Origin of the sequence: Neorhizobium tomejilense (assembly GCF_964254135.1) — a bacterium.
GTDB lineage: Bacteria > Pseudomonadota > Alphaproteobacteria > Rhizobiales > Rhizobiaceae > Neorhizobium > Neorhizobium tomejilense.
On record NZ_CAXUSO020000001.1, the window covers coordinates 4,235,366 to 4,249,562 of the forward strand.

General features: G+C 63.6%; 14 protein-coding genes. 10 read left to right on the forward strand and 4 right to left on the reverse strand.

Annotated features, from left to right (window positions below; genetic code table 11):
• Positions 1-5 precede the first annotated feature (5 nt).
• On the forward strand, positions 6-1,019 hold the full coding sequence (locus ACSQ3G_RS20800; protein WP_436111381.1) for a LacI family DNA-binding transcriptional regulator: 1,014 nt from the start codon (positions 6-8) through the stop codon (positions 1,017-1,019).
• Here ACSQ3G_RS20800 and ACSQ3G_RS20805 read toward each other — a convergent pair.
• The 3 genes from ACSQ3G_RS20805 to ACSQ3G_RS20815 are packed head-to-tail and all read right to left on the reverse strand — an operon-like array spanning position 1,016 to position 3,179.
• Entirely contained in the window at positions 1,016-1,891 is an 876-nt protein-coding gene (locus ACSQ3G_RS20805; RefSeq protein ID WP_038547636.1) for an amidohydrolase family protein, read from the reverse strand. The two genes, ACSQ3G_RS20800 and ACSQ3G_RS20805, sit on opposite strands and share 4 nt — an antisense overlap.
• A gap of 25 nt (positions 1,892-1,916) precedes the next feature.
• Positions 1,917-2,372, reverse strand: coding sequence for a MarR family winged helix-turn-helix transcriptional regulator (locus ACSQ3G_RS20810; protein WP_436111382.1), 456 nt, complete (start codon positions 2,370-2,372; stop codon positions 1,917-1,919).
• Between the two features lie 12 nt (positions 2,373-2,384).
• Positions 2,385-3,179, reverse strand: a complete 795-nt coding sequence (locus ACSQ3G_RS20815; protein ID WP_046600458.1) for a crotonase/enoyl-CoA hydratase family protein — start codon at positions 3,177-3,179, stop codon at positions 2,385-2,387.
• Positions 3,180-3,312: 133 nt separating this feature from the next.
• On the opposite strand from ACSQ3G_RS20815, the gene ACSQ3G_RS20820 reads away from it, so the two are divergent.
• The 7 genes from ACSQ3G_RS20820 (at position 3,313) to ACSQ3G_RS20850 (ending at position 11,828) form a co-directional block, all read left to right on the forward strand.
• Positions 3,313-5,169 (forward strand): feruloyl-CoA synthase, encoded by a 1,857-nt coding sequence (locus ACSQ3G_RS20820; protein ID WP_436111383.1) that lies wholly within the window; start codon positions 3,313-3,315, stop codon positions 5,167-5,169.
• Complete coding sequence (locus ACSQ3G_RS20825) at positions 5,166-5,927, forward strand: SDR family NAD(P)-dependent oxidoreductase (RefSeq protein WP_105440182.1); 762 nt, start codon at positions 5,166-5,168, stop codon at positions 5,925-5,927. Before ACSQ3G_RS20820 ends, ACSQ3G_RS20825 begins: the two co-directional genes overlap by 4 nt.
• A gap of 6 nt (positions 5,928-5,933) precedes the next feature.
• A complete protein-coding gene (locus ACSQ3G_RS20830; protein WP_436111384.1) occupies positions 5,934-7,541 on the forward strand; it encodes an acyl-CoA dehydrogenase family protein in 1,608 nt (535 codons plus the stop codon).
• A 117-nt stretch (positions 7,542-7,658) separates the two neighbouring features.
• Positions 7,659-8,567 carry a LysR family transcriptional regulator gene (locus ACSQ3G_RS20835; protein WP_046637950.1) on the forward strand — a complete coding sequence of 303 codons (909 nt, stop codon included), beginning with the start codon at positions 7,659-7,661 and terminating at the stop codon, positions 8,565-8,567.
• A gap of 195 nt (positions 8,568-8,762) precedes the next feature.
• Positions 8,763-10,100: an FAD-dependent oxidoreductase gene (locus ACSQ3G_RS20840; RefSeq protein WP_436111385.1), complete on the forward strand. Its 1,338-nt coding sequence runs from the start codon at positions 8,763-8,765 to the stop codon at positions 10,098-10,100.
• Between the two features lie 10 nt (positions 10,101-10,110).
• Positions 10,111-11,382 carry an aconitase X gene (locus ACSQ3G_RS20845; RefSeq protein WP_436111386.1) on the forward strand — a complete coding sequence of 424 codons (1,272 nt, stop codon included), beginning with the start codon at positions 10,111-10,113 and terminating at the stop codon, positions 11,380-11,382.
• The gene (locus ACSQ3G_RS20850) at positions 11,382-11,828 is read left to right on the forward strand and encodes an aconitase X swivel domain-containing protein (protein ID WP_436111387.1); all 447 of its coding nucleotides are present in this window, start codon (positions 11,382-11,384) and stop codon (positions 11,826-11,828) included. Before ACSQ3G_RS20845 ends, ACSQ3G_RS20850 begins: the two co-directional genes overlap by 1 nt.
• A 2-nt stretch (positions 11,829-11,830) precedes the next feature.
• On the opposite strand, the gene ACSQ3G_RS20855 is transcribed toward ACSQ3G_RS20850, so the two are convergent.
• Positions 11,831-12,643 carry an NmrA family NAD(P)-binding protein gene (locus tag ACSQ3G_RS20855; RefSeq protein ID WP_436111388.1) on the reverse strand — a complete coding sequence of 271 codons (813 nt, stop codon included), beginning with the start codon at positions 12,641-12,643 and terminating at the stop codon, positions 11,831-11,833.
• Positions 12,644-12,762: 119 nt separating this feature from the next.
• Here ACSQ3G_RS20855 and ACSQ3G_RS20860 point away from each other — a divergent pair, with 119 nt between their 5' ends.
• Both ACSQ3G_RS20860 and ACSQ3G_RS20865 read left to right on the forward strand, forming a co-directional pair.
• Entirely contained in the window at positions 12,763-13,377 is a 615-nt protein-coding gene (locus ACSQ3G_RS20860) for a TetR/AcrR family transcriptional regulator (protein WP_436111389.1), read from the forward strand.
• 66 nt (positions 13,378-13,443) lie between these two features.
• Positions 13,444-14,184, forward strand: coding sequence for an SDR family oxidoreductase (locus ACSQ3G_RS20865; protein ID WP_436111390.1), 741 nt, complete (start codon positions 13,444-13,446; stop codon positions 14,182-14,184).
• Positions 14,185-14,197 lie beyond the last annotated feature (13 nt).

The following is a 14,197-nucleotide window of genomic DNA, read 5'->3' on the forward strand; positions in this document are numbered from 1 at the left end:
AAAGCATGAAGGACGAAAAACGGATGCGCTTTGTCAGCGCCGAACAGGTCGCCCGCCTTGCCGGCGTCTCCCGCTCGGCCGTTTCCCGCACGTTCACTCCAGGTGCCAGCGTTGCACCGGCGACGCGGGAAAAGGTGCTGCGGGCGGCGGAAGAGCTCGGCTACCACGTCAACGACCTTGCTCGCGGCGTGCTTGCCAACCAGAGCCGGCTTGTCGGCATCGTTGCGACCAAGCCGGAAGTCGGGTTCCGTGCCCATCTGACCGCGGCTTTGGCCAAGGCACTGATCCAGCGTGGCAGCATCCCGATCCTCATCAATACCGGACAGGCGGAAGAGGAATTGCTGGCCGCCCAGAAAATGCTGATCGGCCACCGCGCCGAGGCGACCATCATCCTTTCCGGTTCGCCCCCAGCAAGCTTCTTCGAACTCGCCCAGCGCAACGGCCAGCCGCTGGTGGTGATCGGCCGTTCTGAACCGGATGCCGATCATGTCCGCGCCGGCAATTCCGAGGCCTCGCGCAAGGCCGCCAATGCCTTTTTCGATGCCGGCCGTCGGCGCCTCGCCGTTGTCGGTTCGCAATCGGGGACGCCGAGCATCGTCGAACGCGAAAATGCCTTCACGTCGGCGGCGCTGGCGCTCGGCTCCGAGGTCCGCTCCGCCGGCGGGCCGGATTCCGATTACGACAGCGGCATCGCCGCCGCCCGTGAGCTGTTCGCCGGTGGCGAACGACCGGATGCGGTGTTCTGCGCCAACGACCAGATCGCCTTCGGCCTTATGGATTTCATCCGCATGGAGAAGAAGCTGCGCATCCCGGAGGATGTGGCGGTGATCGGCTTCGACGACGTGCCGGAAGCGGCATGGCTGAGCTACGGCCTCACCACCTTCCGCCAGGACCCGATCACCATGGCGCTTCGCGCCGTCGAGCTTCTGGAACGGCGCCTCGAAAACCCGGACGCTTCGCCGGGCTACGAGCGGGTCATCCCCGAACTGGTGGTGCGAAAGAGTTTCGTCCCGGTTTAAAGCTTCAGCAGCTTGCGGGCGTTTTCCTTGAGGATCAGCGGCCGCACCTCGTCCTTGATCGAGATCGCTGCAAAATCCGCCATCCAGCGATCCGGGGTGATCGCCGGCCAGTCCGAGCCGAACAGCATCTTGTGCTTCAGGATCGAGTTGGCGTACTGCACCAGGATCGCCGGAAAATATTTCGGCGACCAGCCGGACATGTCGATATAGACGTTCGGCTTGTGGGTCGCGACCGAAAGCGCCTCTTCCTGCCAGGGGAAGGAGGGGTGCGCGAGAATGATCGGCATGTCTGGAAAATCCGCCGCCACGTCGTCCAGATAGATCGGGTTGGAATATTTCAGCCGCATGTTCATGCCGCCGCGCATGCCGGCCCCAACGCCCGTCTGACCCGTATGGAACAGCGTGATCGCACCCTCTTCGGCAATCGCCTCGTAGAGCGGATAGGCCATCCGGTCGTTCGGATAGAAGGCCTGCATGGTCGGGTGGAACTTGAAACCCTTGACGCCGAATTCCCGCACCAGCCGACGCGCCTCGCGGGCGCCCATCTTGCCCTTGGCGGGGTCGATCGACGCAAACGGGATCATGATGTCGCTGTTTTCGGCGGCGATCATCGCCACTTCTTCGTTGTTGTAACGCCGGAAACCGGTCTCGCGCTCCGCATCGACCGGAAAGATCACGCAGCCGATCTTGCGCTCGCGGTAATAGACGGCGGTCTCGTTCACCGTCGGCAGCATGCCCTTGTGGCCGGCCGGGTTCTTGAAATATTTGGCCATGCCGGCCTGGAATTGGTCATAGCCGTCGTCGCGCGGGCCGCAGCAGGGTTCTTCCGCATGGGTGTGGACGTCGATGGCGATCAGCTCGTCGATGTTCAAGGTTCGCTCCTCCCGATCTTTAAATTCAGCCCAGGCCTACGAATTTCCGCAGCAGGGCCGTCAGTTGTTGGCGCTCGTCACCGGTAAGGTTGGCGCCGACCGAGTCTTCATAGGTGAAGAACCACTGGCTCGCGTGCTTGACCCTGGTGACCGCTTCCGGCGTCAGCGTGATCTCCACGGCGCGGCGATCTCCATCCGGCACCTTCCGCGAAACGAGGTTCTGGTCCTCCAGCGCCCGGATCAGCTTGGTCATATGAGCCCGCTTGATCATCAGCCGTTGGCCGAGCACGCTTTGGCGGATGCCGGGATTGTGGAGAATGACCCAAAGCACGGAGAATTCCCCCGGCTTCAGATTATGCTCGCCGACCTCTTCGAAAAACCGCTCGTAGATCTTGAGCTGCGCCAGCCGCATCAGGAAACCGAGCGCTGAATTGAGCCGGTCGAGTTCGACCTCGTCCGCCGTGCGGATCGGCATGTCCATGGGCGTTCCCCCTTATGCCGAGCCCGGCGCCTTCAGCCGCGCGGCGCGTTTTTCCAGGAAGGCGCGCAGACGCTCTTCGGCCTCCGGGCTGGTGGCGGTGAAGGAGGCGATGAAGGATTCGACGAAAAGCCCGTCTTCCTTGGCCATGTCCTGGATTCGCGGCAATGCGTTGAGAACCGCGTAGTTGGAAATTTCGGCGTTGCTGGCAGCGGCTTCCGCAAGCTCATGCGCCTTCTGCCGGGCCATGCCCTTTTCGACGACGTATTGCGCCAGGTTCCAGCGCTCGGCCTCTTCCGCAGAAGCGACGCGGCCGGTCAGCATCATGTCGGTCATGCGGGCGACGCCCATCAGCCGTGCGGCCCGCACCGAGCCGCCGCCGCCGACGAAGATGCCGCGCTGGCCTTCCGGCAGCGCGAAAAAAGCGGACTTGTCTGCAACCCGGATATGAGTGGAGGATGCCAGTTCGAGGCCACCGCCGACCACCGCGCCATGCAGGGCTGAAATCCACGGGATCGTGCCGTGTTCGATGCCGGCAAACACCGCATGCCAGCGGCGCGAACCGCGCACGCCTTCGATCGGCGTCTTCTTCACATGTTCGGCAAGGTCGAGCCCGGCGCAGAAGTGATCGCCATGACCGAACAGCACGACGGCTTTCGCCTCGCTTTCGGCGCGCGCCACGGTCTCGGCGATCGTTTCGACGAAACGGTCGCTGATCGCATTGCGCTTTTCCGGACGATTGAGACCTATATGGGCAACATTGCCCTTGAGCTCATAGGTCACGAAGCTGGTTGCCGTCTGATCGGCCATTTTATGCATTCTCCTCCAGCAACGGACGCTCCCCAGCCCGTCATCAGTTTTTGATCGTTTACAGGGAGATTGTTTCTTTGTAAACAAATTTTGGGAGCCCGATAGGGAGCATTGACGTCTGGGAGGAGAAGTCATGAGCGGAAAACCTGTGCGTGACGTGAAGCTGTGGTCGCCTGTGGTCGGCTGGGAAGAACGGCCGAACGGCGAGTTCGTGGTCTGGCGTGAGGATCCGCTCGGACCTTATCCCGACAAGCTCAACGAGCGGCTGATCCATTGGGCAAAAACCGCACCCGGCCGCACTTGGATGGCGGATCGCGAAGGCGCCGGTGAATGGCGCAGGGTGAGTTTTGCTGAGGCGCTGGATCAGGTGCGCCGTATCGGCCAGTTCCTGCTGGACATGAAGCTCTCGGCCGAAAATCCGCTCGTCATCCTTTCGGAAAATTCGATCGAACATGCGCTGATGGCGCTCGGCGCCCAGCATGTCGGCATCCCGTCGGCGGCGATTGCGCCGGCCTATGCGACCATCTCCTCCGACTTTTCCAAGCTGCATGACATCGCCAGGCAGATCACCCCCGGCCTGATCTTCGCCGACGACGCGGGTGCCTTCCGCAAGGCGGTCGATACGGCTTTCGGGGCTGACATACCTTTCGCGGGGATGCGTAACCTGCCCGAGGACCGGTCCGGCACCTATCTCTTCGACGACATCCTCAAGACTGAGCCGACCGAGGCCGTGGACAAGGCTTTTGACGCGGTCGGGCCGGATACGGTCGCGAAATTCCTGTTCACCTCGGGCACCACCGGTTCGCCCAAGGCGGTCATCCAGACGCAGCGCATGCTCTGCTCCAATCAGGAGATGGTGACCGACTGCTATTCCTATTTCCGCGACGAACCGCCGGTCCTGGTCGACTGGGCGCCCTGGAACCACACCGCCAGCGGCAACAAGGTGTTCAACATCGCCATCTATAGCGGCGGCACCTATTACATCGACCGCGGCAAGCCGAGCCCGGCGCTGATGGCCCAGACGATCGCCAACCTGAAGGAAATCTCGCCGACCTGGTATTTCAACGTTCCGGCCGGCTACGAGATGCTGATCCAGGCGATGCGCGAGGACGAGGGACTTCGCAAGACCTTCTTCAAGGACCTGAAGCTCCTGATGTATGCCGGCGCCGGCATGGCGCAGCACACCTGGGACGCGTTGATCGAGCTTTCCGAAATGACGATTGGCGAACGGGTGCCGCTCGGCACCGGCATTGGTTCCACCGAGACCGCGCCGTTCGCGATCTTCTGCACCGACCCGCAGGAAAAGCCGGGCAATATCGGCGTGCCCGGCCAGGGCGTCACGATGAAACTGGTGCCGATCGACGACAAATACGAATTGCGCCTCAAGGGCCCGAACGTCACCCCCGGCTACTGGCGCAACGAGAAGCTGACCAAAGAGGCCTTCGACGAGGAAGGTTTTTACCGGATCGGCGACGCCGTAAAATTCGCCGTGCCCGGCGATCCGCGCCAGGGCTTCTATTTCGACGGCCGCACGGCGGAAAACTTCAAGCTGCAGACCGGCACCTGGGTGGCGGTCGGCGTGCTGCGGGCACAGCTCGTCAACCAGTTCGGCGGGCTAATCCGCGATGCGGTCATCACCGGCGAGAACCGGGCCGAGCTCGGGGCGCTGGTGGTTCCCTTCATGCCGGCGCTGCGCGAACTGATCGGCGGCGACGCTGCCCTTTCCGATGAGGCGGTGGTTGCCCATCCGAAGGTAAGGGCGGCGATCACTGAGCGGCTGAAGGAACATCAGCGCCAGTCGAGCGGTTCGGCGACCCGCGTCATGCGCATGATGCTGATGACCCAGCCTTTGCGTTTCGAAAAGGGCGAGGTGACCGACAAGGGCTCGATCAACCAGCGCGCCGTGCTCGCCCATCGCGGTGATCTGGTCGAGGAACTGTATGGCGATGCGCCCGGCGTAATCCGGGTCGGCAAGGAGCTGGCGGCATGAGGATCGAAGGAACAAGCGCCGTCGTTACCGGCGGCGGATCCGGGCTCGGCGAGGCGACGGCACGGCTGCTCGCGAAACTCGGGGCCGTGGTGCATGTCTTCGACCGCAACCAGGCCGCGGCCGAGAAGGTCGCGACCGAGATCGGCGGCGTGGCGCTCTCCGGAGACGTGACCAGCGAGGACGATGCGGCCAAGGCACTCGATATTGCGGCGAAGGCGGGCGACGGCTTGCGCATCCTCGTCAACTGTGCCGGCATCGGCACGGCGGGGCGCATCGTCGGCAAGAACGGGCCGATGCCGCTTGCCGATTTCGAGCGGGTGATCCGCGTCAACCTGATCGGAACGTTCAACATGATGCGGCTTGCGGCCGAGCGCATGTCGGGCCTGCCCGAGCGCGACGACAAGGCGCGCGGCGTGATCGTCAACACCGCCTCGGTCGCAGCCTTCGAAGGGCAGATCGGCCAGGCCGCCTATGCGGCCTCCAAGGGCGGTATCGTTTCGCTGGCTTTGCCGGCGGCGCGCGAATTCTCCCGTTTCGGCGTGCGGGTCAACACTGTAGCACCCGGCATCTTCCTGACGCCGCTGCTCTACGAACTGCCGCAGGAAGCCCAGGACAGCCTTGCCAGCGCGATCCCCTATCCGTCCCGGCTCGGTGATCCCGGTGAGTTTGCCGATGCGGTGCGGTTCGTGATCGAGAACCAGTATGTCAACGGCGAGGTGATCCGGCTTGACGGCGCACTGCGCATGCAGCCGCGGTGACCGGCGATGTCGTTTGCGGATCAGGCCGAGCGGACGCTGGACATCCTGGCCCTGACGCCGGGCTGGCACCGGCTGAAGGAACTCCGTGAAGATTGCGACGACGAGACGGTTGCCGCGATTATCGAGGAGGCGGCGAGTTTTGCCGAGGGCGTGCTGGCGCCGCTGAATGCGGTCGGCGATCGGATCGGCGCGAAGGTGGTCGACGGCCGGGTGAAGACACCGGACGGTTTTGCCGATGCGTTCCGGCAATATGCCGAGGCCGGCTGGCTCGGCATGGACGTGGCCGAGAAATTCGGCGGTCAGGCCGTTCCTCTGACCTTGCACGCGGCCTGCGCGCCGCTGTTCGAGCGCGGTTGCGTGGCGCTGATGATGGCGGCCGGCTCGACCCGTGCGGCGGCCCATCTTCTGGCGGAAGCCGCCGACGAAGCGACCGCAAACGAATGGGTGCCGAAACTCAGCATCGGCGAATGGGCGGCGACGATCTGCATTTCCGAACCGGATGCGGGTTCCGACGTCGGCCGGCTGCGCACCAGGGCCGAACTCAGCGATGGCGAATGGCGGATCACCGGCCAGAAGATCTGGATCTCCTTCGGCGACCATGACATGGCGGACCGCATCGGTCATTGCCTGCTCGCCCGTACCAACGACCAGCCGGGCACGCGCGGCATCAGCCTCTTTCTCGTGCCAAACCTCATCGACGGCCAACCGAACGGCGTTTCGGTCGATCGCATCGAGGAGAAGATGGGCCTGCACGGCTCGCCCACCTGCGCCATGCGCTTCGACGGCGCCAGGGGCATCATGCTCGGCCGCGAAGGTCGCGGCCTGCCGCAGCTTTTCACCATGATCGAGCTGATGCGGCTGCTCACCGGTTGCCAGGGGCTGGGCATCGCGTCCGCCGCCGCCGACATTGCCGAGGACTATGCGAAGGAGCGCCGCCAGGGCGGACGGCCGGACCAGCCGCCGGTGCCGATATCGAGCCATCCGGATGTGCAGCGCCAACTGCACGAGATCCGCAGCTCCACGGAAATCCTGCGCGCCGCCATTCTCGAACTTGCCACGACCATGGATATCGCCCGGCTGGAGCCCGAGACAGGGCTGGAGGATTTTACCGGCTGGATGTTGCCGCTGATCAAGAACTTTGGCGCTGCCGCAGGGTTCGAGACGGCGAATGCGGCAATCCAGGTGCTCGGCGGCGTCGGCTACACGCGCGACTGGCCGCTCGAACAATATCTTCGCGACGCCCGCATCATGACCATCTATGAGGGCACGACGGGCATGCAGGCACTGGATTTTCTGACCCGCCGCCTTTGGCGCGACGAGGGGCGGGGGCTCGCGCTTTTCCTCGAGAAGGCGCGCGACGAGATCGACGCCTATATCGCCGAACATCCGGCGGAATCGGAACGTGCTCTCGCGGTCCTGGAGGGATTCGAGCGCTTGAGCGGGCGGATGACGGCGCTTCAGAGCGATCCGGATGCTGCCCTCTACCGCGCCGACAGCTATATGCGCGCTGCCTGGTCGGCCGTGTCCATATGGATGGCATTGCGCATCTCGGAAACCGGTGCGGTCGGGAAACTCGCTGCGGAGTTCGATTTTCACTGCGCACGCTGCGGCTGATCCATCGAGGGCGATCAAGCAAATAGGACGCCGGCTATGGAACGCGGCGGGAGTTGCGAACCCCGGAAAATATGCGCGTGATACCGGCTCGGATTTTTTCTCGAAACGAGAAAGACAGTGAATATACTTCTCGATATCGGTGCGTTCCTGGCGACTGCCCGCGCCGGCAGTTTTTCCGCCGCCGGCCGTGATTTGGGCGTCGCGACTTCGGTCATCACCAAGCGCGTCAAGCGGCTCGAAGAGCACCTCAATACCCAGCTGTTCGTGCGCACCACAAGGCGATTGGCCCTGACGCTCGACGGCGAGCGGCTGCGGCCTCGCCTGCAGCTCCTGGTCGGCGAGATCGAGGAGACGCTGGCGACGCCGAATACTCACGAGCTGGGGCTGACCGGTTCGCTGCGCATCAAGGCGCCGACGACGCTGACATCGATGTTCTTCGGGGATATCTGCGCCGCGTTCCAGGCCGCCAATCCGCGGGTGAAGATGGAGATCGTGCTGATCGACCGCTCGGTCAACCCGCTGGAAGAAGGGTTCGACGTGGCGATCGGCGCCCTGCCGCAATCCTACGCCTATGTGATCGATCATCCGCTTTGTCCCTATCCGCGGGTGCTGTGCGCGTCGCGGGGTTATCTGGCGGGTCGCAAGCGGCCGAAGACGCCCACCGAACTCGTTGGCCACGAATGCATCACCTTCCACACGATCGGCACGACCTGGACCTTCCAGATGGAAACGAGCACGCTCAACGTGGAGATCACGTCGAATTTCACGGCTAACGACAGCCGGGTCCTGCTCGCCGCTGCCCGGCAGGGATTGGGACTGGCGATCCTGCCGAGGTTCCTCGCTCGGTCGGATCTCGATAGCGGCGCGCTCGAGGAGGTGATGCCGGAGTTTCCGGTCGAGCCGCTCTGGGTCAAGGCGTCCGTGCCCAGGATCAAGATGAACAAGGTCGTGGTGTCCGAGTTCATATCCTACGTGCAGAAGCGGTTTTCGGAAGGGGTGCCGGATCAGGTCATTCCGATGTTCTGAGGAGAAATCCGGACTCACCTGCAGCTGTCCAGCGTCACGCTCACCGTTTCACTGACGCTAAACCGCTGAAATCCGGCGGGACCTTTCTCGAAACAAGAAAGCTGATCGCATCACTTGCCGGGTTCAAGGCGAGGCGGCTTGGGTTACGATCATGGCCAGAGCGCCGGGAGGGCGCAGGCTGTATGGGAGGGTTCGATGGCGGAGACGCTGAGCAGGGAAACGCGGATTGTCCGGCGCGAGAAGTCGGCGCCGTTCCGCAGGCTCAAGGCGGATATCTGCGTCGTCGGCGCCGGCATCGCCGGCATTTCGGCCGCACTCGAAGCCGCGAAGCTCGGTCGCAAGGTGGTGATTGTCGATGGCCAGGCAGCGCTCGGCGGGCAGGCGGTCAACTCGATCATCGCCACGTTCTGCGGCCTGTTTTCGAACGGCACGCATGGCTACCAGTTCACCTATGGCGTCGCCGACAGGTTGCTCGCCTATCTGGAAAGCCAGGACCAGTCGATCTATTACCGCCACGGGCCGAACACCACGGTCGTCTATTACGACGAAGTCGTCCTCGGCCGCTGGATGGAGAGTAGCATTCTGGACGCCGGCATCGAGGTCGTGCTCGGTGCGCAGATTCTCGACGTGCATGTCGAAGGCCGCCGTGTCGTCCAGACCGATTTCATGACCCGTTACGGCGGCGTGTCGATCGAGGCGGCCGGCTGGGTGGAGGCGAGTGGCGACGCGGCGCTCGTCTGGCAGGCCGGCTTTGCCTGCCGCCAACCGGAAAAGGGCGGCGTCTTCGGCACCCAGATGGTGGTGCTGGAAAACATCGATGAAGCGAAACAGCCGACTCGCTACGAGATCGGCGACCGGATGAAGGAAAAGGCGGCGAGCTATGGCCTGCTGCGCCGCGAAGGCCTCGGCTTCACCATTCCCGGCCGAGGCATTGCCGCCATGAATATGACGCATGTGGAGACCCCGCTCGATCCGGTCGAGGCTTCCAGGAAGGCGCTGGAAGGCAAGGACCAGGCGGCCCGCGCCGTGGAGTTCCTGAAGGCGGAATTCCCGGAATGTTTCGGCAATGCCCGTATCCGCTCCTTCGGCCTGCCGGGCATCCGCCAGACCCGCTGGATCGCCGGCAGCCATCACCTGACGGTCGACGAGATCAAAGCCGGCACCAAGTTCGACGACGCCGTTGCCCGCACCGCCTGGCCGATCGAGCTGCATGACCACGGCGACGGCCACCACTGGATCACTTTCGACGAAGAGCATGCCCACTATATTCCGCTTGGCAGCCTGACGCCGGACGAATGCGACAACATTGCCGCCGCCGGCCGCTGTGTCGATGCGGATTCCGCGGCGCTTTCGAGCATCCGCGTCATGGGGCCGTGCATCGCCATGGGCATGGCGGCCGCCAACGCGCTCGACCTTGCCGGAACCGGCAGCGTGCACCAGATCGATCGCGATGCGCTGCGCGAGCGGGTTTCCGACAACGTCGAAAAGAAGCATTATCGGTGGACCGACGCGAAAATGCGCGCCGCATCGTGAGGAGGATGCGATGAACCTGACGGATCACGAAAAGGCGATGTATGACGGCGAGCACGGCCGCGCCAAGGCGCGCGCCATGGACCTGCTCGTTCGTTATGGCGAAGCGCTCGGTGCCGAGCGGCTGGTCGAGACCAACAATGTCGCCGGCGCCTTCAACGCCTCGACGCCGTCGGTGCAGGCGATTGCCGAAAAGGGCATGGAGCACGTCTATTCAGAGCTCAATCTCGACAGCGACGAAGTCGTCGAGGTGCCGCATATGGTGGCGCATACCTGCCAGCTGATCACCGGCATCGATAACGACAACTGGGAACTGCAGGGCGTGGACAAGGCGCTTGTGGACATGCAGCGCGCCAATGAGAAGTATCTGGGGCGGCGCGGCGTCAACATGTTCGCCACCTGCACGCCCTATCAGGTGGGCAACGTGCCGGTGAAGGGCGAACACTGCGCCTGGATGGAATCATCGGCCGTCATCTACTGCAACTCGGTTCTCGGCGCCCGCACCAATGTCGAGGGCAAGGAAAGCACCGGCGCTGCGGCGCTCACCGGCCGCATTCCCTATTGGGGCTTCCACATCACCGAAAACCGCCGCGGCACCCATCTGGTCGAGCTCGATATCGAGGTCGACGACATGATGGATTGGGGCCTGCTCGGTTATTATATCGGCGAGGTGATCGGCGAGGAGATCCCGGTGCTGAAGGGCGCCGGCCGCCAGCCCGACCTCATCAAGCTCAAGCATTTTGGCGCAGCCGCAGCGTCCTCCGGCGGTGTCGAGATGTACCATATTCCCGGCATCACGCCGGAAGCGGACAGCATCGAGGAAGCCTTCGGCGGCCGCAAGGTCAAGGGCACGTTCCGCTACGGCGCCAAGGAACGCCGCGAAACCTATGAGAAGCTGCAGAGCTCGACCGAAAAAAAGGTCGATTTCATCATGCTCGGCTGTCCGCACAATTCCATCGACCAGATGGCCCTGATCGCCCACATGCTGGAGAATAAAAAGATTCATTCGAATGTGCAGCTCTGGGTGCACACGCCGCGCGCGATCAAGCAGGTCGCCGAGCGCAACGGCTATATCGACGTCATCCGCGAAGCCGGCGGGGTCGTCATGAGCGACACCTGTCCCGCCATTTCCCGCCGTTTGCCGGCTGGGACCAAGGTCATCGCCACGGATTCCGCCAAGCAGGCGCATTACCTGCCGGCGATCACCGGCGTACAGGGCTGGTTCGGCTCGGTCAGCGATTGCGTCGATGCCGCCTTGACGGGTGAATGGAACGGGAGGGCCTGATGGATATCGCGACCGACACAAGATCCGATGCGATCGAGCTCAGGGGACGCAAGGTGGTTGCCGGCCGTGCCGAGGGCGAGGCGCTTGTCACGACCGAGACAATCTCCGGCTGGGGCGGCATCAACGAGCGCACCGGCACGGTCATCGAGCGCCGGCACGAAATGCGCGGCGTCTCCTTCGCCGGCAAGATCCTTGTTTTCCCCGGCGCGAAAGGCTCGTCCGGCTGGTCGGCCTATTTTCATATGACCCGACTGAACGGCGTCCAGCCGGCGGCGATGATCTTTACGCGGATGACCACCAAGATCGCGCTCGGCGCTGTCGTCACCCGGGTTCCGGCGATCACCGAGCTGGACCAGGACCCGCTCGATGTGATCGAGACCGGCGACTGGGTCGTGGTCGATGCCGATGCCGGTACAGTGACCGTGACCAAGAAAAAAACCGCCTGAGATCATGCCCAGGCGCCGCGGGCGGCGGCGTCTTTCGCATAATCGGAGAAGCTCTTGGCCGGCCGGCCGAGGGCGCGCATCACGCCGCCCGACAGGTATTCGTTGCGGCCGTCGAGCACGACGGTGAACAACTCCACCAACAGTTCGGCAACATCGGCGGGCACTTCGGCCTGTTTGAGACCTTCCACGAACGCCTCGTTGGAGATCGTCTGGAAGGCGATCGCGCGCCCGCTTGCCTTGCCGATTTCCGCCACGGCTTCGGCAAAGGTCAGAAGCTGCGGACCGGTCACTTCGTAGAGTTCGCCGATATGCCGAGCGTCGGTCAGAGCGGCAGTAACCACGTCGGCGATGTCGCCGGCATCGATGAACGGCTCGCGCACGGCGCTGACCGGCAGCGCCAGTTCGCCTTCAAGGATCATCGGCAAGAGCTGTCCCTCGTCGAAATTCTGGTCGAACCAGCTTGCCCGAACGATCGTCCAGTCGGCGCCCGAGGCGATCAGCCGCTGTTCGCTTTCCTGCGCCGCGGGTTCGCCCCGGCCTGACAAGAGAACCAGCCGCTTGACGCCCAGTGATACCGCGAGCGTCGCAAGCGCGTCGATATCGTCCGGAGCTCCCTTCACCGCGAGGTCCGGATAGTAGGTGATGTAGGCGGCCGACGCTCCCTTTAGGGCCGGCGCCCAGGTGCTGCGGTCCGTCCAGTCGAAACCGGTGGAGCGCGAAGCGAAACGGACAGGCCTGTTCAATGCTTGGAGGCGCTCTGTAACCCGAGAGCCGGTCTTGCCCTTGCCGCCGATGATGAGAATGGGGTTTTCCATGGGATGCCTCCTTTAACATGAATTTTCCTCACGTTTAAAAGCGATAAATCCTCATGTTGCGCTTGTCAACAAAAAATGCGAATGTTCCTCGCGTTACAAACTCAAGGCACGGAAAGACAATGGAGATTTCTGCATCGATGCCACGCCAGCCCCAGCAGAAGCGCAGCCGGGAGCGGGTGGAGCGGATTCTCGCGGCGGCGAAGGAGCTGATCGCCCGCGGCGGCAGCGACGTGATGAAGATGGGTGAGCTGGCGGAAAAGGCGGGCGTGCCGATCGGCTCGCTCTACCAGTTCTTCCCGGACAAGGGGTCGGTGGTCCGCACGCTCGCCGAACGCTACAACGAGGAGGGCAGCGCCTGCATTCGCGAGGCGCTGGAGCCAGTCCGGAACGAGGCTGCGTTTTCGCAAGCGTTCAGAGAGCTGATCGACATCTATTACGACCTGTTCCTCGCTGAACCGGTGATGCGCGACATCTGGTCCGGCACCCAGGCAGACAAGGCATTGCAGGATATCGATCTCGCCGATGCCCGCGAAAACGGCGCGATCGTCGCGGCAGCGCTGGCGCATATCCAGCCCGACGCCCATCCGGAAGAACTGTTCAACCGGGCCATGCTGGTCATGTATCTCGGCACGTCGACAATGCGGCTGGCGATCTCCGTCGAGCCCGCCCAAGGTGCGGCGATGGTGGAGACCTACAAGCGGCTCGCCCTTCGCGAACTGCTGGCAAAGGACTGATGGGCCTCGACGGCCATGCCGATCGCCGATTATAAGATGCGGCGAAACGGACAAGGAGGAGTGGATATGTCGAAAGTAGCGATCGTAACGGGCGCGGGCTCGGGCGTTGGCAGGGCCGTCGCCATCGGGCTTTTGAATGCAGGTTATCGGACCGTGCTTGCCGGCCGGCGCGAGAGCGAGTTGCGGGGTACGGCGGAACTGGCCGGCGGGGAGTCGCTCGTCGTGCCGACGGACGTCACCGATCCGGCCGCCGTGGAGGCCTTGTTTGCGGCGACGGAAGAGGCCTATGGCCGCCTTGATCTTCTGTTCAACAATGCCGGACGCGGCACGCCGGCCGTTCCGATCGACGAATTGCCGCTGGAAACCTGGCGGGCTGTCATCGACCTCAACCTCAATGGCGCCTTCTATTGCGCCCGGGCGGCCTTCGGGATGATGCGGCGGCAAAACCCCGGCGGCGGGCGGATCATCAACAACGGTTCGATCTCGGCGCACGTGCCGCGTCCTTTCCAGGCCGCATACACCGCCACCAAACACGCCATTACCGGCCTGACGCGCCAGATCGCGCTCGATGGGCGGCCGCTGAACATCGTCTGCGGCCAGGTGGATATCGGCAATGCCGACACGCCGATGACGGTGCGGATGAAGGAAGGGGCACTGCAGGCGGACCTCACGACTGCTGTGGAGCCGGTCATGGATACCAAGCACGTGGCTGATGCCGTGCTCTACATGGATGGATTGCCGCTTGAGGCCAATGTCCTGTTCATGACGGTGATGGCAAACGGCATGCCTTATGCCGGCCGTGGCTGAAAGCGGCAGATGG

Bases quoted from the DNA above. Each gene is read 5' to 3' on its own strand.
- ACSQ3G_RS20800 (WP_436111381.1), top strand. From the start codon at position 6: ATGAAGGACGAAAAACGGATGCGCTTTGTCAGCGCCGAACAGGTCGCC.
- ACSQ3G_RS20810 (WP_436111382.1), bottom strand. From the start codon at position 2,372: ATGGACATGCCGATCCGCACGGCGGACGAGGTCGAACTCGACCGGCTC.
- ACSQ3G_RS20815 (WP_046600458.1), bottom strand. From the start codon at position 3,179: ATGGCCGATCAGACGGCAACCAGCTTCGTGACCTATGAGCTCAAGGGC.
- ACSQ3G_RS20820 (WP_436111383.1), top strand. From the start codon at position 3,313: ATGAGCGGAAAACCTGTGCGTGACGTGAAGCTGTGGTCGCCTGTGGTC.
- ACSQ3G_RS20825 (WP_105440182.1), top strand. From the start codon at position 5,166: ATGAGGATCGAAGGAACAAGCGCCGTCGTTACCGGCGGCGGATCCGGG.
- ACSQ3G_RS20830 (WP_436111384.1), top strand. From the start codon at position 5,934: ATGTCGTTTGCGGATCAGGCCGAGCGGACGCTGGACATCCTGGCCCTG.
- ACSQ3G_RS20840 (WP_436111385.1), top strand. From the start codon at position 8,763: ATGGCGGAGACGCTGAGCAGGGAAACGCGGATTGTCCGGCGCGAGAAG.
- ACSQ3G_RS20845 (WP_436111386.1), top strand. From the start codon at position 10,111: ATGAACCTGACGGATCACGAAAAGGCGATGTATGACGGCGAGCACGGC.
- ACSQ3G_RS20850 (WP_436111387.1), top strand. From the start codon at position 11,382: ATGGATATCGCGACCGACACAAGATCCGATGCGATCGAGCTCAGGGGA.
- ACSQ3G_RS20855 (WP_436111388.1), bottom strand. From the start codon at position 12,643: ATGGAAAACCCCATTCTCATCATCGGCGGCAAGGGCAAGACCGGCTCT.
- ACSQ3G_RS20860 (WP_436111389.1), top strand. From the start codon at position 12,763: ATGGAGATTTCTGCATCGATGCCACGCCAGCCCCAGCAGAAGCGCAGC.
- ACSQ3G_RS20865 (WP_436111390.1), top strand. From the start codon at position 13,444: ATGTCGAAAGTAGCGATCGTAACGGGCGCGGGCTCGGGCGTTGGCAGG.